The 23,617-nt window shown below is 67.9% G+C and carries 29 protein-coding genes; 21 read left to right on the top strand and 8 right to left on the bottom strand.

Annotated features, from left to right (window positions below):
• Positions 1 to 123: 123 nt before the first annotated feature.
• From ACZ3I4_RS39005 to ACZ3I4_RS38995, 3 genes are all read right to left on the bottom strand, one after another.
• Entirely contained in the window at positions 124 to 1,335 is a 1,212-nt protein-coding gene (locus ACZ3I4_RS39005; RefSeq protein ID WP_465387146.1) for a carbohydrate-binding protein, read from the bottom strand.
• A 29-nt stretch (positions 1,336 to 1,364) separates the two neighbouring features.
• The gene (locus ACZ3I4_RS39000; protein ID WP_465387145.1) at positions 1,365 to 2,633 is read right to left on the bottom strand and encodes a chitinase; all 1,269 of its coding nucleotides are present in this window, start codon (positions 2,631 to 2,633) and stop codon (positions 1,365 to 1,367) included.
• 139 nt (positions 2,634 to 2,772) lie between these two features.
• Positions 2,773 to 4,155, bottom strand: a complete 1,383-nt coding sequence (locus tag ACZ3I4_RS38995; protein WP_465387291.1) for a carbohydrate-binding protein — start codon at positions 4,153 to 4,155, stop codon at positions 2,773 to 2,775.
• A 170-nt stretch (positions 4,156 to 4,325) separates the two neighbouring features.
• Here ACZ3I4_RS38995 and ACZ3I4_RS38990 point away from each other — a divergent pair, with 170 nt between their 5' ends.
• The 3 genes from ACZ3I4_RS38990 (at position 4,326) to ACZ3I4_RS38980 (ending at position 8,309) form a co-directional block, all read left to right on the top strand.
• Entirely contained in the window at positions 4,326 to 5,495 is a 1,170-nt protein-coding gene (locus ACZ3I4_RS38990; RefSeq protein ID WP_465387144.1) for a carboxylate-amine ligase, read from the top strand.
• Between the two features lie 31 nt (positions 5,496 to 5,526).
• On the top strand, positions 5,527 to 6,897 hold the full coding sequence (locus ACZ3I4_RS38985) for an FAD-dependent oxidoreductase (RefSeq protein ID WP_465387143.1): 1,371 nt from the start codon (positions 5,527 to 5,529) through the stop codon (positions 6,895 to 6,897).
• Positions 6,898 to 7,010: 113 nt separating this feature from the next.
• Entirely contained in the window at positions 7,011 to 8,309 is a 1,299-nt protein-coding gene (locus tag ACZ3I4_RS38980; protein WP_465387142.1) for a polysaccharide deacetylase family protein, read from the top strand.
• Here ACZ3I4_RS38980 and ACZ3I4_RS38975 read toward each other — a convergent pair.
• Positions 8,287 to 9,099, bottom strand: coding sequence for an Fpg/Nei family DNA glycosylase (locus ACZ3I4_RS38975; protein WP_465387141.1), 813 nt, complete (start codon positions 9,097 to 9,099; stop codon positions 8,287 to 8,289). The genes ACZ3I4_RS38980 and ACZ3I4_RS38975 overlap by 23 nt on opposite strands.
• A gap of 358 nt (positions 9,100 to 9,457) precedes the next feature.
• Between ACZ3I4_RS38975 and ACZ3I4_RS38970 the strand changes: the two genes are divergently transcribed.
• From ACZ3I4_RS38970 to ACZ3I4_RS38905, 14 genes are all read left to right on the top strand, one after another.
• The gene (locus ACZ3I4_RS38970; protein ID WP_465387140.1) at positions 9,458 to 9,637 is read left to right on the top strand and encodes a helix-turn-helix domain-containing protein; all 180 of its coding nucleotides are present in this window, start codon (positions 9,458 to 9,460) and stop codon (positions 9,635 to 9,637) included.
• Between the two features lie 148 nt (positions 9,638 to 9,785).
• Positions 9,786 to 9,983 (top strand): hypothetical protein, encoded by a 198-nt coding sequence (locus ACZ3I4_RS38965; protein WP_465387139.1) that lies wholly within the window; start codon positions 9,786 to 9,788, stop codon positions 9,981 to 9,983.
• Positions 9,980 to 10,189 (top strand): hypothetical protein, encoded by a 210-nt coding sequence (locus ACZ3I4_RS38960; RefSeq protein WP_465387138.1) that lies wholly within the window; start codon positions 9,980 to 9,982, stop codon positions 10,187 to 10,189. The genes ACZ3I4_RS38965 and ACZ3I4_RS38960 overlap by 4 nt, the downstream gene beginning before the upstream one ends.
• Positions 10,189 to 10,818 carry a hypothetical protein gene (locus ACZ3I4_RS38955; RefSeq protein ID WP_465387137.1) on the top strand — a complete coding sequence of 210 codons (630 nt, stop codon included), beginning with the start codon at positions 10,189 to 10,191 and terminating at the stop codon, positions 10,816 to 10,818. The genes ACZ3I4_RS38960 and ACZ3I4_RS38955 overlap by 1 nt, the downstream gene beginning before the upstream one ends.
• A gap of 140 nt (positions 10,819 to 10,958) precedes the next feature.
• On the top strand, positions 10,959 to 11,306 hold the full coding sequence (locus tag ACZ3I4_RS38950; protein WP_465387136.1) for a hypothetical protein: 348 nt from the start codon (positions 10,959 to 10,961) through the stop codon (positions 11,304 to 11,306).
• Between the two features lie 440 nt (positions 11,307 to 11,746).
• The gene (locus ACZ3I4_RS38945; protein ID WP_465387135.1) at positions 11,747 to 13,411 is read left to right on the top strand and encodes a toprim domain-containing protein; all 1,665 of its coding nucleotides are present in this window, start codon (positions 11,747 to 11,749) and stop codon (positions 13,409 to 13,411) included.
• Between the two features lie 302 nt (positions 13,412 to 13,713).
• Positions 13,714 to 13,917, top strand: coding sequence for a hypothetical protein (locus ACZ3I4_RS38940; RefSeq protein WP_465387134.1), 204 nt, complete (start codon positions 13,714 to 13,716; stop codon positions 13,915 to 13,917).
• A gap of 77 nt (positions 13,918 to 13,994) precedes the next feature.
• Positions 13,995 to 14,438, top strand: a complete 444-nt coding sequence (locus ACZ3I4_RS38935; RefSeq protein ID WP_465387133.1) for a hypothetical protein — start codon at positions 13,995 to 13,997, stop codon at positions 14,436 to 14,438.
• Between the two features lie 93 nt (positions 14,439 to 14,531).
• Entirely contained in the window at positions 14,532 to 14,846 is a 315-nt protein-coding gene (locus tag ACZ3I4_RS38930; RefSeq protein ID WP_465387132.1) for a hypothetical protein, read from the top strand.
• Between the two features lie 91 nt (positions 14,847 to 14,937).
• The gene (locus ACZ3I4_RS38925; RefSeq protein WP_465387131.1) at positions 14,938 to 15,444 is read left to right on the top strand and encodes a hypothetical protein; all 507 of its coding nucleotides are present in this window, start codon (positions 14,938 to 14,940) and stop codon (positions 15,442 to 15,444) included.
• On the top strand, positions 15,444 to 15,632 hold the full coding sequence (locus ACZ3I4_RS38920) for a hypothetical protein (protein WP_465387130.1): 189 nt from the start codon (positions 15,444 to 15,446) through the stop codon (positions 15,630 to 15,632). The genes ACZ3I4_RS38925 and ACZ3I4_RS38920 overlap by 1 nt, the downstream gene beginning before the upstream one ends.
• 138 nt (positions 15,633 to 15,770) lie before the next feature.
• Positions 15,771 to 16,538 (top strand): recombinase family protein, encoded by a 768-nt coding sequence (locus ACZ3I4_RS38915; protein ID WP_465387129.1) that lies wholly within the window; start codon positions 15,771 to 15,773, stop codon positions 16,536 to 16,538.
• A complete protein-coding gene (locus ACZ3I4_RS38910) occupies positions 16,538 to 17,800 on the top strand; it encodes a tyrosine-type recombinase/integrase (RefSeq protein ID WP_465387128.1) in 1,263 nt (420 codons plus the stop codon). The genes ACZ3I4_RS38915 and ACZ3I4_RS38910 overlap by 1 nt, the downstream gene beginning before the upstream one ends.
• Before the next feature lie 61 nt (positions 17,801 to 17,861).
• Positions 17,862 to 18,110 (top strand): hypothetical protein, encoded by a 249-nt coding sequence (locus tag ACZ3I4_RS38905; RefSeq protein ID WP_465387127.1) that lies wholly within the window; start codon positions 17,862 to 17,864, stop codon positions 18,108 to 18,110.
• A gap of 62 nt (positions 18,111 to 18,172) precedes the next feature.
• On the opposite strand, the gene ACZ3I4_RS38900 is transcribed toward ACZ3I4_RS38905, so the two are convergent.
• Positions 18,173 to 18,406: a hypothetical protein gene (locus ACZ3I4_RS38900; RefSeq protein WP_465387126.1), complete on the bottom strand. Its 234-nt coding sequence runs from the start codon at positions 18,404 to 18,406 to the stop codon at positions 18,173 to 18,175.
• A 339-nt stretch (positions 18,407 to 18,745) separates the two neighbouring features.
• Here ACZ3I4_RS38900 and ACZ3I4_RS38895 point away from each other — a divergent pair, with 339 nt between their 5' ends.
• The gene (locus tag ACZ3I4_RS38895; RefSeq protein ID WP_465387125.1) at positions 18,746 to 19,015 is read left to right on the top strand and encodes a hypothetical protein; all 270 of its coding nucleotides are present in this window, start codon (positions 18,746 to 18,748) and stop codon (positions 19,013 to 19,015) included.
• Between the two features lie 280 nt (positions 19,016 to 19,295).
• On the opposite strand, the gene ACZ3I4_RS38890 is transcribed toward ACZ3I4_RS38895, so the two are convergent.
• Positions 19,296 to 19,982: a hypothetical protein gene (locus tag ACZ3I4_RS38890; RefSeq protein WP_465387124.1), complete on the bottom strand. Its 687-nt coding sequence runs from the start codon at positions 19,980 to 19,982 to the stop codon at positions 19,296 to 19,298.
• 42 nt (positions 19,983 to 20,024) lie between these two features.
• A complete protein-coding gene (locus tag ACZ3I4_RS38885; RefSeq protein WP_465387123.1) occupies positions 20,025 to 20,453 on the bottom strand; it encodes a hypothetical protein in 429 nt (142 codons plus the stop codon).
• 381 nt (positions 20,454 to 20,834) lie between these two features.
• Between ACZ3I4_RS38885 and ACZ3I4_RS38880 the strand changes: the two genes are divergently transcribed.
• Complete coding sequence (locus ACZ3I4_RS38880) at positions 20,835 to 21,323, top strand: helix-turn-helix domain-containing protein (protein WP_465387122.1); 489 nt, start codon at positions 20,835 to 20,837, stop codon at positions 21,321 to 21,323.
• A 12-nt stretch (positions 21,324 to 21,335) separates the two neighbouring features.
• Here the strand turns inward: ACZ3I4_RS38880 and ACZ3I4_RS38875 are convergent, their stop codons facing one another.
• Positions 21,336 to 21,527 (bottom strand): helix-turn-helix transcriptional regulator, encoded by a 192-nt coding sequence (locus ACZ3I4_RS38875; RefSeq protein ID WP_465387121.1) that lies wholly within the window; start codon positions 21,525 to 21,527, stop codon positions 21,336 to 21,338.
• A gap of 126 nt (positions 21,528 to 21,653) precedes the next feature.
• Between ACZ3I4_RS38875 and ACZ3I4_RS38870 the strand changes: the two genes are divergently transcribed.
• Both ACZ3I4_RS38870 and ACZ3I4_RS38865 read left to right on the top strand, forming a co-directional pair.
• Positions 21,654 to 21,896: a hypothetical protein gene (locus tag ACZ3I4_RS38870; RefSeq protein ID WP_465387120.1), complete on the top strand. Its 243-nt coding sequence runs from the start codon at positions 21,654 to 21,656 to the stop codon at positions 21,894 to 21,896.
• Positions 21,897 to 22,104: 208 nt separating this feature from the next.
• Positions 22,105 to 23,514, top strand: coding sequence for a glycosyl hydrolase family 18 protein (locus ACZ3I4_RS38865; protein ID WP_465387119.1), 1,410 nt, complete (start codon positions 22,105 to 22,107; stop codon positions 23,512 to 23,514).
• Positions 23,515 to 23,617: the final 103 nt, after the last annotated feature.

Below are 23,617 nucleotides of genomic sequence, written 5' to 3'. Positions count from 1 at the left end.
TCCCTCTACCCCGGTTGGGGGGCTTTCGTCCTCGCCCCCGCGGCGCGGGGCCACAACAACTCGGTGCCACCCGCCCCCCGCGCGGCCGCGGGCCCCCCCCCCGCGTCTGGGGACGGGTAAGGATCAGAAACCGGCGCTGATCTTCGTGAAGGCCCAGTCGGCCTGCGCGATGCCGGAGCAGTCCGAGACCACGCCGCCCCCGGCGCAGCCACGGTCGCGGTTGACCGACCAGAAGGTGAAGCGGGACAGGCCCTTGCTCTTGGCGTAGTCGCGGATCCGGGTCCACGTGTCGACGCTGGTGAGCTCCTGCTGGTCGGAGAGACCGTTCATGCCCGAGATGCCGATGTGCGAGTAGGCCTGGGCGTCGGTGTAGCCGAAGGTGGTCTTGAGCAGGTTCTTCAGACCCTCGGTGGCGCCCACGGTCGAGCCGTACATGTCGGCGCCGCCGCTGAAGTCGAACGGCATCTGGGTGAAGATGTCGATGTTCGCGTTCAGCGCCTTGGCCTGCTGCACGAGCCGGGTGCCGAAGTAGTTCGGGCCGGTCGTCGAGGTGCCGAAGGTCAGGATCGTCTTCACCGACGGGTTCTTCTGCTTGACGATCTTCAGCGCGTTCAGGATGCGGTCCTGGACGACCGTGTTCTCGAACTCGTCCGAGTTCTCGATGTCGATGTCGATCGACTTGAGCTGGAACGCGTCGATGAGCTTCTGGTACGCCCCGGCCAGCGCCTCCGGCGTCGAGCAGTTGGGGCCGAGCTTGTTGCCGCTCCACCCGCCGACCGACGGAACGATGTCGATGCCGGCCGCGCGGGCCTGCGCGATGTAGCTGGCGTGCGCGCCGCCGGTCAGGCCGCTCTCGCCGTCCCAGGCCGGGTTGCAGCCGTTGCTCGCGAGCACGAACGCGATGGTGAACGCCTTGACACCGGTGGCCGCGGCGACCGTCGCGGGCGCCGGCGGGTTGCCCCAGCCGGGATAGACGTAGGGCGCCGAAGCCATCTTGGTGCCGCTGGAGGGAGGCGTGGTCGGCGGCGTGGTCGGCCCGGTCGGCGGGGTGGTGGGCGGCGTGGTCGGGGTCGTGCCACCACCGCAGGCGCCGTCGTTCTTCCAGACGTCCCACTGACCGCTGTGCGTGGCGGGGGACTCGTTCTGCGTCCACCACTTGGCGCTGTAGTTGGTGCCGTTCTGCGAGGCGGTGTTGCCACCGGTGTAGACCTGTGAGGCGCTCCACGCGGGGGCACACGCGGCGGCGGCGCTCGAGGCGGCCATCGGCAGCACCGCGGCGGCCGTGCCGACCAGCGCGACGGTGCCGGCGATGACCAGCTTCCTGCTCAGTTTCACGGGGATTCTCCTGCTGAGGGGTGGGGAGTTCAGGGGAGGGTGGCGAGGTGCGGCTTGACCGTGTTGGCGAAGCCGTTGCCGTTGGTGACGTCCCAGTTGATCGACCAGGTCATCGCGCCGCGGATGCCCGGGTAGGTGGCCGGCGGCTTGAAGGAGCCGCAGTTGGTCGCCCGGGCCAGGCAGTCGAGCGCGTTGTTGACGACCGTGGGGGCCACGTAACCGCCACCGGCGGCGCGGGTGCTCGCGGGCAGGCCGAGCGCGACCTGGTCGGGGCGCAGACCACCCTGGGTCTGGATACAGGCCAGCGCGGTCAGGAAGTTCACCGTGCCCTGGCTGTACGCGGCGTTCTGGTCGCAGCCGAGCATCGAGCCGGAGTTGTAGAACTGGGTGAACACCACGGTGAGGATGTCCTTGATGCTCAGCGCGAGCGCGAAGTACGAGGACTGCGGCGACTGCATGTCGATGGTCTGCGGGGCCATCGTGATGATCAGGCTCGCGCCCACCTTGGAGCGCAGGCTGCGCAGCGCCTGGGCCATGTAGGTCGGGTTCAGCCCGTTCTCCAGGTCGATGTCGACCCCGTCGAAGCCGTACGTGGTGATCAGGCGGTGCACCGAGTCGGCGAACGCGGTGGCGGCGGCGGCGCTGTTGACGGCGACCGTGCCCTTCTCACCGCCGACCGAGATGACGACCTTCTTGCCGCGCGAGTGCAGCGTGGCGATGTCGGCCCGGAACTGGGCGTCGGTGTATCCGCCGACCGCCGCGGCCAGGCCCGGGTCGAGGTTGAAGGTGACCGCGCCCTGGGCGCCGGCCGCGTCGGCGAAGGCCACCGCGATCAGGTCGTAGTTGCTGGGGACGGCGGCCAGCTTGAGCGGGGCGGCGCCGTTGTCGAAGTTCTGCCAGTAGCCGGTGAGGAAGTGCTTGGGCAGCTGACCGTTCGACGGCGGGGTGGTGGGCGGAGTGGTCGGAGGCGTCGTGGGCGGAGTGGTCGGAGGCGTGGTGGGCGGGGTCGTCGGAGGCGTGGTCGGCGGGGTCGTGGGACCGCTGCCGCAGGCGCCGTCGTTCTTCCAGACGTCCCACTGTCCACTGTGGGTCGCCGGGGACTCGTTCTGCGTCCACCACTTGGCGCTGTAGTTGGTGCCGTTCTGCGAGGCGGTGTTGCCACCGGTGTAGACCTGCGTGGCGCTCCACGCCGGCGCGCAGGCCGCAGCGGCCGAGGCCGTGCTCGCGAAGTAGGTCGCCGTGCCGCCGGCCACGAGTGCCGCCACGGTCGTCAGGACTATCGATCTGGAGCGCTTCATGACGTCCCTCCACGGACACCCAATGAGATGTATCAATCATTAGGACTGTTAACAGTAAAAGTCCAGAGGGCGAACCCTTAAACATCCTTAAAGATGGATGGACCAGGGAGGGGTCCCTGGTCCATCGATCAACATCGAACTACTTGCGGAACTGGACCCAGTTCACGTTGACGAAGTCGGCCGGCTGCCCGCTCGAGAAGGTCAGGAAGACCGTGTGCGTGCCGGTGACACCCGAGACGTTGCCCGGGATCGACTGCCACGTCTGCCAGCCGCCCGTGCCGCCGAGCGCGAAGCTGCCGATCGGGGCGTTGCCGCGGCTGTCCAGGCGCACCTCGAGGAGACCGCTGACCCCGGCGCCGGCGCCGGAGGCGACCCGCGCGACGAAGTCCCGTACGCCGCCCGAACCGAAGTTGACGTTGTTGAACTGCAGCCAGTCGCCGTTGGCGATGTAGCCGACGTCCTGCCCGCCCTCGGAACAGGTCTCGACCTGCACCCCGGCCGAGGAGTTGTACGACTCGGCCTCGATCCGCGAGAACGCGTCCCGCGTGCCACCGGTCGGCGGGGTGGTGGGAGGCGTGGTCGGGGGCGTGGTCGGCGGCGTGGTGCCGCCACCCGAGCTCTGCCAGACGGCCACGTAGTCGACCAGCATGGGCACGCCGGGCTGGGTGGCCGCGGTGGGGCCGCCGCCGAACGCGGCCGGGAACCCGCCCCCGATGGCCACGTTGAGGATCACGAACATGCCGTGGTGCGTGGCGTTGTTCCAGGTGGTGGCGTCGACCGAGTTCGAGGTCAGGGTGAAGTAGTTGGCGCCGTCCAGATACCACCGCAGCTGCTCGGGCGACGTGCTGCGGTCATACTCCAAGGCGTACGTGTGGAAGGCGGTCTTGCACCCGTTGCAGGGCCGCTCACCGCTGGTCAGGCCGGTCGTCTCGTTGCAGGGGCCGCCCGGGTTGCTGCCGCAATGCAGGGCGGCGAAGACCGAGTCGCGGCCGTTGATGTTCTCCAGGATGTCCCACTCGCCGATGCTCGGCCAGTTCGACGCGCCGACCGGCCGGGCCGCCGCGCCGAGCGCCCAGAACGCCGGCCAGTATCCGGCGGCCGCGGCCCCGCTGACGTTGGGCTGCTGGATCCGCGCCTCGATGCGCACCTTGCCGCCGGCCGGGGCGGCGAAGTCGGTCCGCTGGGTCTCGACCCGGCCCGAGGTCCAGTTGCCGGCCGAGTCGCGCAGCGGCTTGATCACCAGATTGCCGCTGCCGTCCTGGTAGACGTTGTTCGTCGAGTCGGTCATGTACTCGATCTCGCCGGTGCCCCAGTTGGCGGCGCCGCCCGGGTATCCGTGCCCGATGTCGTAGAGCCAGCTGGAACGGTTCAGTCCGGTGCCCGCGGCGCCGGTGAAATCGTCGCTGAAGACCAGCGACATCCCGGGCGGGGCACCCGGGACGGCGGCGTTGGCCTGCATGGTGAATATCGTGGTCGCAGCCACTGCGAGCAGGGCCGCAGCCGTTGCCAGCAGGCTCCGCATCCGCTTTCGAGACATGAGTTCCGCGCCTTCCTGAGGGGGGTTTGAGAGCGCTCTCACGCGGATTTCACGCCGGTTACAAAGGCCTGTCAATATGGACTTCCGTCAATTGCCCTTTGATACCGGGAACTGGCACAGTTTCTGTGCGGCAAGGACCGGGTAAGCCGTGCCGCATGGATACGGGTGCCGCGGGGTCGACCACGATCGACCCGGAGCTGGCTGAGAAGGCCGAGTCCCACGACCTGCTCACGCTCGGCGTCGAAGAGGAATATCTGCTGGTGGACGCGGTGGAGCCGCGGGCCGTGGAAGCGGTCGAGGCGGTTTTCGACCACGTGCCGCCCGAGCTGGGTGACGCCGTGCAACACGAGCTGACCCGGGGGCAGATCGAGGTGGCCAGCCCGCCCCAGCTCGACCTCAAGGTGCTCGCCCAGGCCCTGCGCGAGCTGCGCTCCGCGGTGGCCGGCGCGGCCGAACAGGCCGGGGCGCGCCTGCTGGCGATGGGCGCCGGGCCGGCCGCCGGGCCCAACATCCGGATCGTCGACAAGCCGCGCTACCACCGCATGCGCGAACGCTTCGGCGACCTCTCCCCCGGACCCGGGCTGTGCGGCACGCACGTGCACGTCAGCGTGCCCGACGACGAGACCGGCGTGCAGATCCTCAACCACCTGCGACCCTGGCTGCCGATCTTCCAGGCCGCCACGGCCAACTCCCCGTTCTTCAACGGCCGCGAGACCGGCTACGCCAGCTGGCGCTCGCTGATGTGGGAGCGCTGGCCCACCGTCGGCCCCACGCCTTACCTGCGGTCGTTCGCCGAGTACGAGACGCTCGTAGCCGACCTCGAGGCGAGCGGCGCGATGCTCGACGAGGGAATGCTCTACTGGTACGCCCGCCTGTCCGCGCGCTACCCCACCGTCGAGATCCGGATGGGCGACGTCATGCCCACCACCGACGACGCCGTGCTGCTGGCCGCGCTGGCCCGGGCCTTGGTCGCCACGCTGCTCAACGAGGTGCGCAACGGCACCCCGGCCCCGGACGTGCCGCACCCGCTGCTGATGGCCGCGCACTGGCGGGCCGCCCACGACGGGCTCGAGGGCCTGAACATCGACATGGCCACCCGCGAGCCGCGCCCGGCCTGGAAGCTCATGCGGCAGCTCTTCGACTACGTGCGGCCCGAGCTGGAGCGGCACGGCGACCTCGAGACGGCCACCGTCCTGATGGGACGCATGCGCTCGCACGGCACCGGCGCCGCCCGGCAGCGGGCGATCCTGGCCCAGGGCGGCTCGCTCAGCGACGTGGTCGACCGGTTCGTCCGACTGACCCGCGGCGAGGATCCGGCGACGTAGGCTGGGGTCCTTCGGATCGGGGGTACGCCGGATGAAACTCGTGGTCATCGGCGGTGACGCGGCCGGCATGTCGGCGGCTTCGCAGGCGCGCAAGCGGCTGGGCGAGGACGACCTGTCGATCGTCGCCTTCGAGCGGGGGCACTTCACCTCGTACTCGGCCTGCGGCATTCCGTACTGGATCGGCGGTGCGGTCGACGAACGCGACAAGCTGGTCGCCCGCACCCCCGACGAGCACCGCAAGGCCGGGATCGACGTGCGGCTGCGGCACGAGGTGGTCGGCATCGACCTCGACCGTCGCGAGGTGGTCGCGCACGACCTGGCCGGCGGGGGCGAGAGCCGGGAGCCGTTCGACCATCTGGTCTACGCGGCCGGCGCCTTCCCGTTCACACCGGAGTGGGCGCGGGTCCGCGACGCCGGCGTCTTCGGCGTGCAGACGCTCGACGACGGCCAGGCCATCCACGACTGGCTCGACCGCGAGCCCCGCCCGCGCCGTGCCGTCGTCATCGGCGGTGGATACATCGGGGTCGAGATGGCCGAGGCCATGGTGCTCCGCGGCCTCGAGGTCACGCTGCTGGAGAAGTCGCCACAGCCGATGGCCAAGACGGTCGACCCCGACATGGGCGCGCTGGTGCAGAAGGCCATCCGCGGGCTGGGCGTCGAGGTGATCACCGACGCGCACGTCGACGGTCTCGAGACCGAGGACGGCCGGGTGCGCGCGGTGCTCACCCCGAGCGGCCCGCTGCCGGCCGACATCGTGGTCCTCGGCCTGGGCGTACGCCCGAACACCGCGCTGGCCGGGGACGCCGGCCTGCCGCTGGGGCCGACCGGGGGAATCCGCACGGATCTGCGCATGCGGGTCGAGGGCGTCGAGGGCGTGTGGGCGGCCGGCGACTGCGTCGAGACCCGGCATCTGCTCACCGGACGGCCCGTGCACGTGCCGCTGGGCACCCACGCGAACAAGCAGGGACGGGTGGCCGGCATCAACATCGGCGGCGGGTACGCGACGTTCCCCGGCGTGATCGGCACGGCCGTCACCAAGGTGTGCGACCTCGAGGTGGCCCGCACCGGGCTCACGTCGAAGGAGGCGCACGCGGCCGGCTTCGCCTTCGTGACCGCGAGCATCGACTCGACCAGCCGGGCCGGCTACTACCCCGGCGCCGAGACGATGACCATCAAGCTGATCGCCGAAAAGCGTACGGGCGTGCTGCTGGGAGCCCAGATCGTCGGCCGGGCCGAGGCGGCCAAGCGGATCGACGCGCTCGCCGTGGCCACCTGGAACCGGATGACCGTCGAAGAGATGACGGCGCTCGACCTCAGCTACGCCCCGCCGTTCGCCCCGGTGTGGGATCCGGTTCTGATCGCTGCCCGAAAGGCCACCGAGGCGGTACACGCCAGCCTTTGACCGTATTTGTGGTCACGCGCCCCCAGCGCTCTGCCAGGAACTATCGCTTTCCGTGACGCGGCAACCACCAAATCGGTATCGCGCTTGATCATGCGGCACGGTAGGAACGCAGGATGTCGCCGCACTCTCCTCGAATTCCGACCCAGGGTGGCGAGGCCGCGCCCTCCGGCCGGCATCGGCGACCCGAGTCCCTGGCCGACGTCCACACCCGGAGCGTGCCGCGCGTCGCCGAGACGACTCTGACGGACTCGCCCATCTCGCAGCGCAGCCGGTCGGCCCGGCACCAGCGGCCGGTTCGCACCGGTCGGCACGCCGCCGTCCGCGTCCCGACTCAGCGCCCGCCGGCCGGGCGCCCGCCGGCCACCGGATCGCACCGCGCCCCCGGCACCCTGCCCATCGAGTCGTGGCTGCTGGTGGGCAAGAAGCGTCAGCAGGCCATGCTCGCGTCGCTGGTCGCGGTGGGCATCCTGCTGCTGGCCATGCCGGCCGAGCAGCGCCGCGACGGCTTCGAGGCGGTGAACGCGGCCGCCCAGGCCGTGGCGGGCGTGCAGACCGAGGCGCCGGCGGCACCGGCCGCGCCCGAGCGCGAACGCGAGGACAAGAGCACCGCGCCGGAAGAGCCGGAGGCCGGTAAGAAACCGGAGAAGCCGGCGCCCGAGCCGACCGCGGCCGATCCGAAGCCCAGCACGCCGACGGCCGAGGCCACCGAGGCCGGCCAGAAGCCCGGCTCCGATCTCGGCCCGGGCAGCTCGCTGCGCACCACCGGCAGCGAGGTCGTCGCGCTCACGTTCGACGACGGCCCCGACCCGGTGCAGACGCCCAAGATCCTCGAACTGCTCGACCAATACCAGGTCAAGGCGACGTTCTGCCTGGTCGGCGCGCAGGTCAAGCGTCACCCGGAGATCGTCCGGCAGATCGTCGCCCAGGGTCACACCCTCTGCAACCACACCTGGGACCACAGTCTCAAGATCGGCAAGGACGAGCCGGCGAAGATCCAGGCCGACCTCGTGCGCACCAACGAGGCGATCCTGGCCGCCGTGCCCGGCGCGAAGATCCCGTTCTTCCGGGCCCCCGGCGGCAACTTCACCGAGCGGCTGGTCAAGGTGGCCGCGAACACGCAGATGACCTCGCTCTACTGGGAGGTGGACCCGCGCGACTGGGACCACCCCGAGAAGGAGACCGAGCCGCAGCACATCGCCCGCATGGTCGGTGACATCCGCAAGCAGGTGCGGCCGGGCGCGATCGTGCTGTCGCACGACTTCAATCAGCCGGCCACCATCAAGGCGTACGAGAAACTGCTCCCCTGGCTCACCGAGAACTTCACCCTCGGCATCCCGGGCGAGGAAGCGGTGGACGAACCCGAGACGCCCCCTTCCCCGCAGCCCAGCGTCACGCCGACGGCTGACAGGTAGGACACCAGTAGAGGTTGCGCGCGGCCATTTCCCCGCGCGCGACCTCGGTCCCGCAGACCAGGCACGGCTGCCCCGGACGTCGATAGACATAGACCTCGCCGCCGTGCCGGTCGACGCGCGGCGCCCGCTGCATCGCCTCGGGCGTGTGCCGGGTGTGCACCGTGTCGATGCGCCCGCGCACCACGCCCTCCTTCATGAGCGCGCGCAGGTCGGTCCAGAGCTCGTCCCACTGCTCGGCCCCGACCGAGCGGCCCGGTGTGGCCGGCGCGAGCCCGGCCCGGAACAGCACCTCGTTGGCATAGATGAGCCCGCACCCGGCCACGATCGACTGATCCAGCAACAGCGCGAAGATCGGCTTGCCGCTCGACCCGGCCTTCCTCAGCACGGCCCCCGGATCGGAGTCGTCGCGCAGCGGGTCGGCCCCCAGCCGGTCGCGCAGCATCTGGGCCTGCGCCGGGTCGAACACCTCACACGCGGTCGGCCCGCGCAGATCCAGCCAGTGCGCGTCGCCGATCAGCCGCATGCGCACCTGCCCGATCGGCTCCGGCACGGGCGGCCCGCCGTCGGCGAACTTGCCGTAGAGCCCGAGGTGCACGTGCACGCTCAGGTCGCCCTCGTAGTGGTGGAAGAGATGCTTCCCGTACGCCTCCGTGTCGACCAGACGGCGTGCGTCAACGAGCGCGGCCCCGGCCGCGAACCGCCCTTGCGGACTGCTGACCCGCAGGGCCTGCCCGGCAAAGAGCTCCCGATGCCGAGCCGCAAGCCGATGAATGGTGTGTCCCTCTGGCACGGTCAGCAACGGTACCCAGCCACACCGATTCAGTGCCATCTGAGCTGGTCAGCGGCTTGTGTGATCTCACCTGGTCACGGGTGAGCACGCCTGACGCAGGTGGGCTCGGGGTGGGGCCGAACCCCGGACTATCCGATCGCTTGCCAGGTGATCTCGTCCGCCGTTACGGTGCTCATGTCTGCCCGAGCCAAGTCCCGTACGGCTGAGACCTAAACGCGTAAGGCCAGGGATACTCTCTCGGATTCAGCAGAATGCACGACCCGCTCTGCGACTAGGCGTTAGCGCCTTTCCCGTACGGCCATAGACGGCCTAAGCGGAGGTTCGCTCCCGGCGGCTATCTCTTAGGAGAGGTCCGCCCATGCAAAACGAAATGCTGCGGCTTAGCAAAGTTGCCCTGAGACTCGACGTCTCCATTTCAACAGTGCGCCGCTTAATCAAAGACGGCACCCTCGCGGCCGGATTCGTGAGGGGTCAGTTGCGCGTTAGTAGCCGCGACCTTGATGTGTACGTCTCACAGGTTCTTACGCCGACCACCTAGCCCCATCTCGCCCACGCCATCTCAGAGGACGGCTAGGGCTGAAGGACAGAAAGACCAAGAAGGAGCGCCAGAGGTGCGCCCTACTTCCCCATGCTGTTTGTAGGCAAGTTGCTAACCGGCAATACGGCAAGCCGCTTAAGGAGTCCTCATGCCGAGGAAGCTCAAGTACCCCCACCGCGTGCAGGTCTATTTCGGAGACGCGGAGTTCGAAATGCTCAAGGCAACGGCCGAACTGCTTGGTGTCACCCCGGCAGAACTCGTCCGGAATGCCTTGACCGACAACCTGGAGAAGGCACGCGTCAACTCGAAGCTGTGGGCGCTCGAACTCATGGAGGCAGCAAAGTGATCAGCAGTAAAGGAGTAAACCGGTTGCGCAAGCCGGACACGGAGCAGCTCACCAGCCGACTGAAGACTCTGGAGGACTTGCTTCAGAGCGCCGAGGGCCAGGTGGCCGAGCTGTACCGGCACGAGCAGACCATCGCCAGCGTCAAGACACAGGGCAACCCCGACCTCAGCCGGTACGCGCGGCACCTCAGCGGACGGAGCATCTGATGGCGAACCGCGATTACCAAACCCGGCTCGACGCCGGAAGCCCGTTCTACACCGGCGAAGAAGATCGGCTGTTCGAGGAGAACCGGCCAAGCAGCGTCATGGCCTACACCGAGCCTGCGACCGAGGGCGCATACCTGAGCTACGCGCAGCGGCAGCTCGCCGTTCGTGAAGAGCAGACGTACACCATCGCCCAGAACAAGGAGGACGCCAAGCGTGCCGCCGCCTACGACAACGACGAGGTGCGCCGGGTCGAAGAGCAGGTGGCCGAGGAGTACGGGCAGGCCGAGCAGCGCATTCAGGAGCTGACTGAACAGGTCGGCCCGATTCGGGAAGCGGTCGACGAGATGCTGCGCCAGCTTGACGGGCGACGCATCACGGCGGCGAAGGCGATGGCGTTCATCGAGGCGGTGCGCTCGGACATCGGTCGCATTGCCGCGCGACGGGATGAGGTCGCGAAGACCATCGGCATCGCGGAATTGAAGGCGAAGTACCCCCACCAGTACCTCGACGCGATGTTCAACACGTATCCCTACCTCGCTCGGCCCACGGTATTCGGTGAGACCACGACCCGGACAGTGCACCGCTTTCCCTCCGAAGCCCCGGTCAGCTTCACCCGCACCAAGAGCTAGAGCGGTAACGGCAGCAGGAGTCGAAAGCACCACCGTGCGGGGCGCTGAGGAGAAGCAGCAAGCCGCGCAAAGCAGAAGGGCGGGGCCGGTCGGGGTACCGGCTCCCGCCCAATCAACCCGACCAGCAAGGAGGAAAGGTAATGCGTAGCAGCACCATTCTAGGAGCGCGTTGGGACGCCCACCGGGTCAATCTTCTCCAGCACGAGTACGGCGTCCGGGTCAACGAACAGTGCGGCGACTTCTCGCCCGTGGGAGCCGAGGTGCGGGTCTGGGTGGAGGACTGGCGAGCCTTCGGTATGGGCCAGGTGATGCCGCTCTACGAACTGCGCGGCAAGGCTGCTCGCATCTGGTACGAGGCGTACCGGCCAAGCGAACTGCGTCAGGTGAAGAGCATCGTCTTGGCCCGCCTCGTTGATCTGCTGAACGACCCGCGAAACGGCCTTGAAGTCGTCCGGCTCTGCGACCGCTGCAAGTGCGGTGCGGCGTGACGGAGAGGGAGAAGTGGGAGGCGGTGGTTACCGCCCTCGGCCTCGTCCCCACGGGCGACCAGGCGTACACCGCGTGCCCGGTGCACGACGGCGACAACCCGAGCGCCTTCAGCATCGGCGTGGGGAAGGAAGGCAACGGGTACCCCGTCCTGACGTGCCACACCGGCTGCCCGGACTCGAAACGCACGGGTCGCGCTCGGCTGCATTGGCTCTGGAAGGCGCGGCGAGCGCTTATCGCCCGAGGTGCGCCCGCAGAGGCCGTAGGGCCGACCGGGCCAGCCGGGCGGCGTTCTGGGGCGGCAGCGTCGGTTTCAAACCCGACCACGTCGGCACCAGAAGCCGAGGCCAGCCCGCCACCGAGCCAGGACAGTGTCGACCGGTGGGTTTACCAGGCGCAGGACGGGCGGCTAGCCGCACTCGCGGAGAACCGCGGCTTAGCGATGGAGACGCTCGACGACGCCGATGTCGGCTGGGACGGTCGCCGCTACACCATTCCCGTGTACGACCCGGCGACGCACGAGCTGGTCGACCTTCAGCACTACACCATCGGTCGCCATCTGATCCATCGCAAGGACGGCAAGCCTCGGCTGTACGCGCCGGTCACTGGGTTCGACCCGAGCCGCCTGGTGCTGGTCTGCGAGGGCGTCTGGGACGTGCTCGCTGCGCGGCAGCACGACTTGAACGCCGTGGGCGTGACGGGTGGGGCGGGCAGCGTGCCGAAGAACTTGAGCGCGCTCACCGGGTGCGCCGTGTCCATCGTGTTCGACAGCGACGACGAGGGTCGCAAGGGTGCCCGGAAGCTGGCCGCAGCTCTCGTCGGCTTGGCTCGGTCAGTTTGTATCGCGGACCTTCGTCTGCCGGATAAGGGCGACGTACGCGATTGGCTGGTCAAGCTGGGACTTCCCGCCGAGGAACTTCTGGATCTCGCCAAGGCCGGCCAGCCCTATGACGAGACGACGGTTGCGCAGGATCAGCACGACGACCGGGTGCATTCCAGGCTTGAAGACCTCCGTGCCGCCCACGCCGCGAAGCTGCTGTTTCAGAGCGAGCAGGCAGCGGCCCGGCACGCGGCGAGCATCCGTCCGCGAGTGGCCGACGGCGCCGACTTCTTCCTCGACATCCCGAAGCAAGCTCCAGTGCTCTGGGGTGATGGGTCGCGCTGCCTGTGGATCGATGGTGAGCCGTTCATGGTCGTGGGGGACGACGGGACGGGTAAGAGCACGCTCGACCATCAGCTCATGGCGTGCCGCCTCGGCCTTCTGGGCGACGGAACGTTGCTCGGATACACCGTCGAGCCTGCGCGGGGTCGGCTGCTGTACCTGGCTATGGACAGGCCCGAACAGGCGCGGCGAGCCGGTGGCCGTCTGTTCCCCAGCTTCCGGGACAAGGAGCACCGAGACGTCCTCCGCGAACGAATGGCGGTGTGGCGAGGTCCGTTGCCGGTCGACCCGTTGAGCGGCCCGGAGGCGCTGGCCGACTGGATCCGCACCGAGTTCGGGAGCGACATCTGTGAAGTCCACGTCGACAGCCTCAAGGACATCACCAGCCGCCTGACCGATGACGCGGTCGGCAGCGGGCTCAACAGCAGTATCCAGGCCGTAGTGGAGCGCGGCATCAATTGGGTCGGTCTGCATCACCAACGCAAGAGCAGCCGCGAGGACCGACGGAAGGGTGGCGGCGACGACCTGAGCGACGTGTACGGCAGCCGGTGGCTGGTGGCCGGGCATGGCTCCATCGTCATGCTGAGCAAGACCGGGGACGACAACAACGACTACGTCGAGATGCGCCAGGTCAAGCAGCCGATGGACAACGTGCCGCGCCTGCTCCTGCAACACGATAGGGCCACGGGTCGAACTCGACCGGTGCGGGTCAGCCGCGACGTGGACCTGATCCTCACTGACTACGGATCCGTGGGCGCGACGGTGCGGGAGGTGGCCGTCCTCATGTTCGCCAAGGAGGACAACGAGTTGACCACCGCGCTCGTGGGTCGAGCGAAGCGGCAACTCGAGAAGGAGGTGTCCGCCGGGCGCGCTCTCCACGTCAAGGGCAAACGCGGCGGCGTCGGCGGCAGCACGCCGGAGAGATACGTCCTAGTGGAGGGCTAGGGCAAACCACAAGCAAACAGTGCCGGGAGGCGTTTCCCCTGGTGGGGGCCAACCCGCAGCACAAACTACGCACAGTGCCGGGAGGCGTTTCCCCTGGTGGGGGCCAACCCGCAGCACAAACTACGCATAGCAAACGACGACCCGAAGCGCAGCAAACAACAGATCTGGCGTTTCCGCAGGTAGAAGCAAACAACACACCGTTCTAAGCACATGGTTTGCCACCCAACCGACACAACCGCCCCCCTTTAGTTGGGGGCGGGTGGCGGTGGGTTGGGCCGGTGTCTGCACATAGGAGAGAAGAGATGCCCAAGGAATTCGTTCCTATCGAGGAAGAGGTCTCATACGAGAACCAGTGCGGACCGGTGCGCTGGTACGCCCTCATCAAGACAATGGAGGCCGTCCGAGAACAGACCGGTATGGGGCTGGCCTCCGTCTGGGGTCTGGTCAATCAAGGAAAGGTCGACCAGGCGCGTACCGAACTCAACCGAATCCTGCGGTACCTCTGATGGCGAGGGAGCCGAAGCGCCACTCTCGGACCAGGGCTCGGCCGGCGTCTGAGATCTCGGTGCTGGAAGGTGAGGTCGTGCCTGCTGACCCCAGAGGCGACGAACCCATGAAGGTGATGTGCGTCGCGCACAACCGTCACGGCAACCCGTGTGGTCTTCCGCCTATCCGAGGTGGGACGGTTTGTCACAAGCATGGCGGCAGCGCGCCGCAGGTCGTCCGAGCAGCCAAGCTCCGCGCGCAGCTCGCGAGCGACACGGTGATGGGTCGACTCATCCGCATCGCGTTGGAGAGCCCGGACGAACGGGCGGCGATCGTTGCAGCCAAGGAAGTGCTCGACATCGGGGACGTGGCCAAGGCGAACGCGGTCGAGCAGCCCTGGGAGCAGGTGGTTGCCAACGTTGTCCGCGACCCGGATGACCCGGTGATGGCGCCGCACTTACGCGAGCGGTATGCCCGGTACAGCGAACGGCAGGGCGGCGGGCTGCCGGACCCGACCGGTGAAGAGGAGTCCAACTACTGACCCGCACCTCTCCCACGATGGCCGGGCGTCCACCGCACCCGAACCCACCGTCTCGCGTTCACCGACCAGCACTACGCACAGTAAGTAGGTGAGATGGACAAGCCAGTCTGGGAGCAGACCATGCGCGAGCAAGCCGCAGCACTGTGGGCGCAGGGCGTCACGCAACGCGAGATAGCCAGACGCACCGGCATGCCGGAAAAGCCCCTCGGTCGCATGATGCGCGCCGACCCGGAGACCTTCCCTCCTCGCCGCCGCCCACGGGAACCACCCGCGCCGCCGAAGGAACGCGGCACATGGCTTCTCTGCGGGCATCGCTTCCGCTTCGCGGTGACCGCCCCACAATCCGGCGAGCGGGTCCGGTGCCGCACCTGCGACGCCGCGACCTACGTCGGCAAGCCTCCGAGATAGACACCCCTCCTTCCTTTCGAATTCTTGCGGTCTTCTACACGCTGAGTTAGCAGAGACGTTCCTACGTCACTAACTCAGCCGGGAGGCCCGCATGACCAGCACCATTGACTCGACCGCTACCGGAACCCTGGTGGCGGTCGACGACGAGACGCCCACCCCTCTCCCCGTTCCGCCCACGGCCGTGCTGCTGCCGGTGGTGGCCGCCGAGCCCGCTGCCGACGCCATCGGGCCTGTAACCGACGTAGAGCCCGTAGAACCCGACGCCCCGAGCCCGGCTGCCCCGAGCACACTCGCGGCAGCCTGCGCAGCGGGCAAGGTTCGGCTGTTCAAGCTGCGCGGCACCGGCACGGTGCGGCGGCTGCCGTGGCTGGCCGGTGCGAGCCGCGAGATTGCCGAGTGGTTCGCCTACCGGCTCGACGAGGGGGCCAGCGTCCGCGAGGTGGCTGAGGAAGCGGGCACCAGCCGCGCCACCGTCCGGCGCAACCTGGCCGCGCTGGCGCTCACCGAAGAGATCGAAAGCGGCTTGCACGACGACATCTGGGAGGACGGCCTGACCGAGGTCATCTTCGGCGGCTTCGAGGACGAGGAGAGCAACTGATGGTCCGCAGTGAAGCGGTCGCGGCCGAACTGGCGGCCGATCTGGAAGACCTGGTGCAGGACTCCGACTGGCTGTACGTCGATGGCGTGGGCGTCACCACCGTGGGCGAGGTGGACGGCAGCACCTTCCTCGTCACGATGCGGAACGGTCAGCGCTTCCGGGTGTACGTGGCGGAGGTGACCGATTGATGCGCCCGGCTCAATGCGGCCACTTGGTCCGCGCAGCTCGACACGGCTGGTCGGCCTGGTGCTGGCGGTGCTGGCGCTCGGTACGGCTCCACACCGCTCTCAGCGACCCGACCAACGTGCTGATGGTGGAGGTGAAGGATGACCGGCGCCCTCGCCTTTGATCTCACCGCCGGCCCGGCTTCCTCCCTGCCCTCTCGCCCACGGATGCTCTGCTACCTGCGCGTCTCGACCCAGGAGCAGGCACGCAGTGGCCTCGGGCTGGCCGCACAACGGGAAGCGCTGACGGCAGCCGGACAAGCGCGCGACTGGGACATGCGCTGGATGGTGGACGAGGGGTACAGCGCAGGCACCCTCGACCGTCCGGCCCTGACGGAAGGCTTCGGGCTCCTCCGGGAAGGTCGGGCCGACGGGCTCGCGGTGGCCAAGCTCGACCGGCTCAGCCGCAGCATGATCGACTTCGCCGGGGTTATGGAGTGGAGCCGCACACAGCGGTGGAGCTTGGTCACCCTGGACCTCGGCGTGGACACGGCCAGCCCGAGCGGGCGGTTGCTCGCCAACGTGTTCGCCGCCTTCGCAGAGTTCGAACGAGAGCTCATCCGCCAGCGCACCCGCGACGCCCTGGCCGAAGCCCGCGCTCGTGGCCAGCGCCTCGGCCGTCCCCGCCAGTACGCGGCCGACGTTGTGGCCCTGGTCGCCGACCTGGCACACGAACACGGCATGAGCCACCGAGGCATAGCCGCGCACCTGAACAACGAGCAGGTCCCGACTGTGGGCGGCGGGGTCTGGCGGCACAGCACCGTCCGCCGCCTGCTCAACAGCCACGCACTCGACCTGGCCGCCGACGCCGCCCGTGAGCGCGTTGCCAGCCAATCGGGTTCACCCACACATCGCGTCCAGGAGGACTGATGCCCCGCCCCAAGGTCACGCGCACCGGCACTGACGTGCCGGGCGTCCGCAAGGTGGTGCGCCGCTACGACGACGGGCGCACCACGACGAAGTACGAGGTGCGGGTCAAGGACGCCCTCGGCCAGCTCCACAACGTCGGCACGTATGACGACAAGCCGACCGCGCGCCAGGCCAGCATTGAGGCACGGGCCGACGTGACGGCCGGGACCTACGTCGCCAAGAGCGCAGGCGACGTGCGGTTCGGGGAGGTCGCGGAGGACTGGCTCACCAGCCCGCACGTCCGGGGGCTCAAGCCGAGCACGCGCCAGGCGTACCGGGTGGTCTACAACAGCCACTGCAAGCCGCTGGTCCGCGTACCTGTCGGTCGCCTCGGCTACCGGGAGTGCAGCCGCCTGGTTGGCGCGGTGATGACCACGCACGCGCCGAGCACCGTCCGGCACGTCATTCACGTGCTGCGAGCGGTGCTGGACCACGCGGTGAAGAGCGGGTACATCCGCAGCAACCCGGCGCGGGAGTTGAAGAAGCCCGCGGCCACCCGGAGGCGCGCGGAGATCGTGTTGCAGCCGCCGGACGTGGAGCGCATCTTGGCGGCGATCCCGGAGGCGTGGGGAGACCGGCCGGACAAGTGGCGGCTCCTGGTGGAGCTGGCCGTGGAGACCGGCTGCCGGGCCGGGGAACTGTTCGGAGTCCGGGTGCGTGCGCTGGCGTTATCTCGCCGCCGGCTCACCGTGGAGGAGACGAGCCAGGAGGTAAGCGGGCGCATCACGGTCGGCCCGCCGAAGAGCGCAGCCGGGTTCCGCACCGTCGACAGCCTGAGCCCGGAACTGTGCCTGCGCCTCTCCGCCCACGTCGCGGGCATGAGCCCGGAGGACTACGTATTCGGGGAGGGCACCAAGCCGCACCGCCAGCGGGACTTCGGTCACCGCATCTGGCGGCCGACGCTCAAGCGCCTGGGCATGACGGGCGTCCGGTTCCACGACCTGCGGCACTATCACGCCAGCGCGATGCTTCTCCTGACCAACGGCGACGTGCAGTACGTCAGCAGGCGGCTCGGGCACGCACGGCCCAGCATCACGCTCGACGTGTACGGCCATGTGCTCGACCACCAGGGGCGCGACGTGTCGGCAGCCTTCGCCGATCTGCGGGCCACAGCGCGCCAGGCCATAGCCGCAACCGAGCCACCGACCCCAGAGCCCGCAGCGTCGGCCACAGCGGACGGGGTCGTTGACCTGGCGGCCTGGCGCATCCGCCGCACGGGGTAGCGGAGCCTTGACAAACTTCTCAGAAGTTTGTGACAGTCTTATTAGGATCTGGGGAGGTCGAATGGCAAACGATGCCACGAAGAAGACGCTCGACATGCGCTTGTGGATCGACCTGACTGGGGGCGGGCACGCGAACGAGGCGCGAATGAGGCGGGTGACGGAAAAGGTTCGCCAAGCCGCCCTCGACGCCCTTGAAGAAGAGGGCCTCGTTCCGTCCGAGGTCGGGGGCGACTGGACGTGCTACTACCAGCAGTCCTGGGACGACTTCTCCCCGCTTAAGAAGCGGCTGAAGAGGCCTGCCGCAGGCTGATCGCCATACGGACGTATCGAGGCCGCTGGCTTACGGGCTGGCGGCCTCGACGACGATCTGGGTCAGGCTGCGGGCGGGAGCTGATCGTTCGGAGACTGCTCCTCCTCAGGCTCGGCAGCTTCCGAATCCGCCTCGCCCACGTCCCGCCCTCCCCCACGGCGGTGGTCGAACCGGAAGGGATCGAGGTGTCGCGTTTTGTCGAGGGCATCGAGGCCGTGCCACTTGACCAGGAGGAGATTGAAGCCGAGCCACATGCCGAGGGCGGCAAGGGGGACGAGAACCACATAGACGGGCAACGCACAAACCTTCCGTCGCGCCCGCGCCGAGCCGCGCGCTAACTGAAGAACTTGCACATTGCGAACATCGTCACTGCCAGGGCTCCGGTCATCAACCAACGTTGCTCGGACGTTGGTCGGGTCTGCGCCATTCCGTCTCGGGATCTTCCTCGGGTGTCCAGCTCCGAAGAATGGAAAGAGGTTATCGCCTGTCGCCGTTGTCGCTCCACTAAGTCCACCATTCGAGTGACCTGCTGCTGCCAGAACGACGGCCAGACCGGCGCAACTCCTCCATAGCCTGACTCAACCGTCCACAGAGGATGGTGTGCCTGCAGAGGGCGCACAGCGAAAGGCGATGCCATGGCAACTCTTGGACAGACTGTCCTGTACTGCTTCGACGCGACGCAGGCGAGCATCCTCGGCCAGCGGGGCGGGCCGACGGGCAACCTCCGGCTCGCAGGCATCCCCGACCCGGCTGCGGGCACCACGCTCCCCGCCCTGGTCGTGCACGACTACGGCAGCAACGCGCACGACCTAAAGGTGATGCTGCGGGGCGGCACACAGCACCTCGTGCAGAACGTCATCGCAGGCACGGCCGGTCAGCAGGGCCGATACTCGGCGGTGGTCTGAGTGGCGCGGGTCGGCTCCTGGACTCCTCCACCCATGCCGGCCGAGATGACGGAGGAGCAGCGCGCCGCGCGTCAGCGAGCGTGGGAGGCGGAGCGGGAAGCCGCCGCCAAGGAGCGACAGACCGAGCTGGACGTGGCCGCCGCTGCGCGGATGCGCTCACTCGGTCGCCTCGGGGCCAGCGAGCATGACCCCAGCTCCCGCTTCCCCACGCTCGGACGCGAAGGCGGCACTGAACCCGAACCGCCGGTTTACGGACTCGGACGCTAGCGAGAAAGACCGGTCACGGACGCCAGCCGAGTCGTCTCAGCGCTCGGTTGGCACCGTGCCGGGCGAACGCTCTCAAGCCCTTGTCACGCAGGATGCCGAGGTACTCCTGCCGTCGGTATTCGCGGATCTCCGACCGGAGCTCAGCCTTGCGGTCAATCGCGTTGACACGCACCCCGCGGCTTCCGATCTCGGTCCATTTCCCGATCTCTTGCCGGAGCTTGGTGATCTCACCCACTAGGTCCGGGAGCCCCTTCTGGTCGATGAGGGCGTCGGCGTACGCGCCAAGGTCCAGCGGGTACGGCGGGTCGGTGAACGGCTTCCCGAGGTCGTCCTCGTACTCGATGGTCACCGCATAGCCCATCGGGAACTCATCTTGACGTTCGTGACGGCCTGGGAACGAGTCGAACACCAAAGTGATCGAGCGTCCTGGCGCGAGCATGGGGATCGGTTCGCGCAGCAAACGAGCATGGAGGGCCGCGGCCTCCGGCCAGGTGGAGGTGAGCGGCTGGTCGAACTTGATCCGCACGTCACGCGCCATCGTCTTGCCGATGTTCTGGACCTTGAGACAGATCATGATGTTGCGAAACTCGAAGTCGACGATGACATACGGGCGGGCCTGTTCGAGCCGCAGCCGACGAGCCTCATTCGCCTGCATCAACGCGATCGGTCCGCCAACGAACACGGCGACGAAGGCTGCCACGGCCTGCCACTCCGAGCCTCCCCACGTCGAGACGTCCACCGCCTATGCGCCGCCGATCTGCCGGTTGATTACAGCAGCCGCTACCTCTACTCCGACGTCACGGCCCGCTCCGCCGAAGAAGGCGGCCGTCTTGTACAGCCAGTTCCGCTTCTCTTCGTCGGGCTCGCGCTCTGCGGCCTGCTCCATGCCAACGATGAGCCGTCCCGCCGCCATCTCCGCTGTGGGCCAAGAGCCAACGGTGCGGCGCGCGTGACCAGTGACTCCAATGATGAGGATCGAAGATTCATTTGTACGAAAGAAGGGCGGGTCTTCGCCACGGAGAGCGTCTAGAGCGATCGACACCGTCTCCTCGGACATCCCTAGTTCGGCAACCAGATCGTCTGGATCTAGGTAGGCCTCTCCGGCGTCGAAGTACTCAACAACGGCTTCCAGTACCGGAAGATCCCGGCTCTCCCACGTAGACGCAACCACGGCACGAGGATAGACGTGAAGGGCCACCCTTAAGTGGTCAAGAAGTGGCTCGTTCCGAAGCCGATAGTCATGGCCGTGGCGAACGTGACGCCGCTGGCCGCCAGTGCCGTCCAGGGTGGAGTTCCGAGCGCATTCGCGATGAGTGCCGCCGTGAGGGCGGCCGTCATGGAGGCGAGCACGATCACGGCCAAAGCCAGCAGCCGGACGGAGCGCGGGGGGCGGGCATTCTGTGGCGACGGTGGGTGACCGCCGCTCTCTTGGTGTGTAGTCACGAGAACTGATTGAAGCGGAGACTGCTGGCAACTTCAAGCAGCTACTGGAAGGATGGCATGCGAAGACGTACACTTTTGCCAGCACGGTGTCGTTTACTGGGGAGTGTCCATGGCCGACTGGGACCGACTAGGGCAACTGGTCACCGCTCGTCGCATCGAGTTGGGCTACCGACGCCGAGAGGACCTCGCGAATGCCGTTGATGGAATCAGTCAGCGCACCCTCGGAGACATAGAGGCTGGACGCAAGGAGGGCTACCACCGCAACACGTTGGCCACTCTTGAGAACGCTCTAAGCTGGTCACCGGGCAGCATATCGTCCGTACTTGAAGGTGGAGATCCCAAGCCCCAGCCGCAACGGGGCTTGGAGATTCGTGCCCAGCTCAACGTGGGCGGCTCCCACCTTCAAGCAGGTAGAGACAACGTCAGTCCCTCGGACCAGCATCCGGCCGACGCCGCACTCATTCGGATCATGCGCAGCCCCGACCTCACAGACGAGCAGAAGGCCCGGATCGTACGGGCGCTGATCGCCGATCAGGAGCGCTTTGCTCGGCAGCGCGCAGATGAACTGATCCAGCAGGCCATCGAAGGCGACGGCTAGGGCGCCGGAGCGCTAACCAGCCAGCTCCGGCCGATGCATGCGGATCCACTTCTCGACGTCGGTGCTGCGCCACACCTTGCCCATCGCCAGCTCCACCCACGGGTCAGGGAAGTCCTTACGGCCGATGAGGATGTAGGCACGCTGACGGCTGACGCCAAGACGCTCTTGAATCTCAGCCGGACCCATTGGCACCGCCTCTGCCATACCCCAGACGTTAGACAGGGCGTGATCTTGGCGTGGCGTAAATGGCAGATGCGGTATGGCATGTGCAGTTGACGTCACGTAACCTTCGACCATAGGTGACCTGCAAATTTGCACCGGAGGCCCGGCATGAAGTGGAAGCTGACACAGGCAGCAATCGGCAAGCCCGAGATCGACGAATGGGCAGACGAGCCGTCGTACGGCTATAGCCTGCTGCAACTCATGGCGCAGGACCCGGACAGCGGGCTTCACGCGTTCGGCAACGGCGTCTATTACGCCGAGAAGCGCGTGGGCGAGGCCGGCAACAGCGGCCCGGGTCTACCGTCCACAGACCCCGCCGTTCGGCCCACGGCAACCCCTGCACAGGGGTGAGCACGGCTGCACGAGTGGGGCCGAGGTGGGCTCGGCCGTGGGCGGCAGAGGCCGTAAGTGCAGCTAGAGGGCCGATTACCGACGGATCAGGAGGCGGATGGTGTGTCCCTCTGGCACGGTCAGCAACGGTACCCAGCCACACCGATTCAGTGCCATCTCCACTGTGATGCTATTTACAAATAAACTTTACAGTATTCATACTCTGGTCATGCGCCGATCGATGATCTTCGCCATGACCGCGGTTCTCGCGGCCGGCGGTGGCACCGTCTACCTCGCCTCCAGCGCCAGCGCCGCCGCGGCGTGCGCACCGGCGTGGAGTGCGACCTCCGTCTATGTGAAAGACAACGTGGCCTCGCAGAGCGGCCACAACTACACCGCCAAGTGGTGGACCCAGAACGAGGCTCCGTCGACCCACAGCGGACAGTGGGACGTCTGGATCGACAACGGGGTCTGCGGCGGCACCACACCCCCGACCACGCCGCCCACCACACCCCCCACGACGCCTCCCACCACACCCCCGACGACTCCGCCGACCACGCCGCCCACCACGCCTCCGACGACGCCGCCCACCACCACGCCTCCGAACACCGGCCTGCCCAAGCGCGCGCTCATCGGCTACCTGCACGCGAGCTTCGCCAACGGCTCCGGCTACCTGCGGATGTCCGACGTGCCGGCCAACTGGGACATCATCAACCTGGCGTTCGGCGAGCCGACCTCGGTGACCTCGGGCGACATCCGGTTCACGCTCTGCCCGGCCACCGAGTGCCCGGGCGTCGAGAGCGAGGCCGCCTTCATCGCCGCGATCAAGGCCAAGCGGACCGCCGGCAAGAAGGTGCTGCTCTCCATCGGCGGCCAGAACGGCCAGGTGCAGCTGACCACCACCGCCGCGCGGGACAAGTTCGTCAGCTCGATCAGCGCCATCATCGACAAGTTCGGCCTGGACGGCGTCGACATCGACTTCGAGGGCCACTCGCTTTCGCTGAACACCGGCGACACCGACTTCAAGAACCCGACCACCCCGGTCATCGTCAATCTGATCTCGGCGATCCGGACCCTCAAGGCCCGCTACGGCGCCGGCTTCGTGCTGACCATGGCCCCCGAGACGTTCTTCGTGCAGCTCGGCTACCAGTACTACGGCTCCGGCCCCTGGGGCGGCCAGGACCCGCGCGCCGGCGCCTACCTGCCGGTGATCCACGCGCTGCGCAACGACATCACCGTCCTGCACGTCCAGGACTACAACTCGGGCTCGATCATGGGCCTCGACAACCAATACCACTCGATGGGCGGCGCGGACTTCCACATCGCCATGACCGACATGCTGCTCGCCGGCTTCCCGGTCGCGGGCAACACCGCCAACGTGTTCCCCGGCCTGCGCGAGGACCAGGTCGCGTTCGGCGCCCCGTCATCCGTGAGCGCCGGCAACGGTTACGTCGCCCCGGCGGCGATCCAGCAGGCCGTCGGCTGCCTGGTCCGCAACACGAACTGCGGCTCGTACACGCTGCGCAGCGGCACCAACCCGAACCTGCGCGGCCTGATGACCTGGTCGATCAACTGGGACAAGTTCTACAGCTGGGAATTCCAGAACCAGAACGGCGCATATCTGAAGTCCCTCTCCTAAGGTCAACTTCAAGATGTCGTAGCGGGGTGGTGGGTACGGACCGCTGCTCACGCCGAGGGCCCGGGCGGGCCGAGCAGGGCGCCGGCGCGCCTAGAACGCTCAG

This window comes from Actinoplanes sp. NPDC021490 (genome assembly GCF_055562135.1).
This window is presented reverse-complemented; position numbering and strand designations above follow the sequence as displayed.

Excerpts from the sequence above, each read along its gene's own strand:
- ACZ3I4_RS38990 (WP_465387144.1), top strand. The coding sequence starts at position 4,326 with ATGGATACGGGTGCCGCGGGGTCGACCACGATCGACCCGGAGCTGGCT.
- ACZ3I4_RS39000 (WP_465387145.1), bottom strand. The coding sequence starts at position 2,633 with ATGAAGCGCTCCAGATCGATAGTCCTGACGACCGTGGCGGCACTCGTG.
- ACZ3I4_RS38950 (WP_465387136.1), top strand. The coding sequence starts at position 10,959 with ATGCGTAGCAGCACCATTCTAGGAGCGCGTTGGGACGCCCACCGGGTC.
- ACZ3I4_RS38980 (WP_465387142.1), top strand. The coding sequence starts at position 7,011 with ATGTCGCCGCACTCTCCTCGAATTCCGACCCAGGGTGGCGAGGCCGCG.
- ACZ3I4_RS38945 (WP_465387135.1), top strand. The coding sequence starts at position 11,747 with ATGGAGACGCTCGACGACGCCGATGTCGGCTGGGACGGTCGCCGCTAC.
- ACZ3I4_RS38870 (WP_465387120.1), top strand. The coding sequence starts at position 21,654 with ATGAAGTGGAAGCTGACACAGGCAGCAATCGGCAAGCCCGAGATCGAC.
- ACZ3I4_RS38995 (WP_465387291.1), bottom strand. The coding sequence starts at position 4,155 with ATGCGGAGCCTGCTGGCAACGGCTGCGGCCCTGCTCGCAGTGGCTGCG.
- ACZ3I4_RS38940 (WP_465387134.1), top strand. The coding sequence starts at position 13,714 with ATGCCCAAGGAATTCGTTCCTATCGAGGAAGAGGTCTCATACGAGAAC.
- ACZ3I4_RS38925 (WP_465387131.1), top strand. The coding sequence starts at position 14,938 with ATGACCAGCACCATTGACTCGACCGCTACCGGAACCCTGGTGGCGGTC.
- ACZ3I4_RS38955 (WP_465387137.1), top strand. The coding sequence starts at position 10,189 with ATGGCGAACCGCGATTACCAAACCCGGCTCGACGCCGGAAGCCCGTTC.
- ACZ3I4_RS38985 (WP_465387143.1), top strand. The coding sequence starts at position 5,527 with ATGAAACTCGTGGTCATCGGCGGTGACGCGGCCGGCATGTCGGCGGCT.
- ACZ3I4_RS38895 (WP_465387125.1), top strand. The coding sequence starts at position 18,746 with ATGGCAACTCTTGGACAGACTGTCCTGTACTGCTTCGACGCGACGCAG.
- ACZ3I4_RS38905 (WP_465387127.1), top strand. The coding sequence starts at position 17,862 with ATGGCAAACGATGCCACGAAGAAGACGCTCGACATGCGCTTGTGGATC.
- ACZ3I4_RS38875 (WP_465387121.1), bottom strand. The coding sequence starts at position 21,527 with ATGGCAGAGGCGGTGCCAATGGGTCCGGCTGAGATTCAAGAGCGTCTT.
- ACZ3I4_RS38915 (WP_465387129.1), top strand. The coding sequence starts at position 15,771 with ATGACCGGCGCCCTCGCCTTTGATCTCACCGCCGGCCCGGCTTCCTCC.
- ACZ3I4_RS38880 (WP_465387122.1), top strand. The coding sequence starts at position 20,835 with ATGGCCGACTGGGACCGACTAGGGCAACTGGTCACCGCTCGTCGCATC.
- ACZ3I4_RS38970 (WP_465387140.1), top strand. The coding sequence starts at position 9,458 with ATGCAAAACGAAATGCTGCGGCTTAGCAAAGTTGCCCTGAGACTCGAC.
- ACZ3I4_RS38865 (WP_465387119.1), top strand. The coding sequence starts at position 22,105 with ATGCGCCGATCGATGATCTTCGCCATGACCGCGGTTCTCGCGGCCGGC.
- ACZ3I4_RS38930 (WP_465387132.1), top strand. The coding sequence starts at position 14,532 with ATGGACAAGCCAGTCTGGGAGCAGACCATGCGCGAGCAAGCCGCAGCA.
- ACZ3I4_RS38965 (WP_465387139.1), top strand. The coding sequence starts at position 9,786 with ATGCCGAGGAAGCTCAAGTACCCCCACCGCGTGCAGGTCTATTTCGGA.
- ACZ3I4_RS38920 (WP_465387130.1), top strand. The coding sequence starts at position 15,444 with ATGGTCCGCAGTGAAGCGGTCGCGGCCGAACTGGCGGCCGATCTGGAA.
- ACZ3I4_RS38910 (WP_465387128.1), top strand. The coding sequence starts at position 16,538 with ATGCCCCGCCCCAAGGTCACGCGCACCGGCACTGACGTGCCGGGCGTC.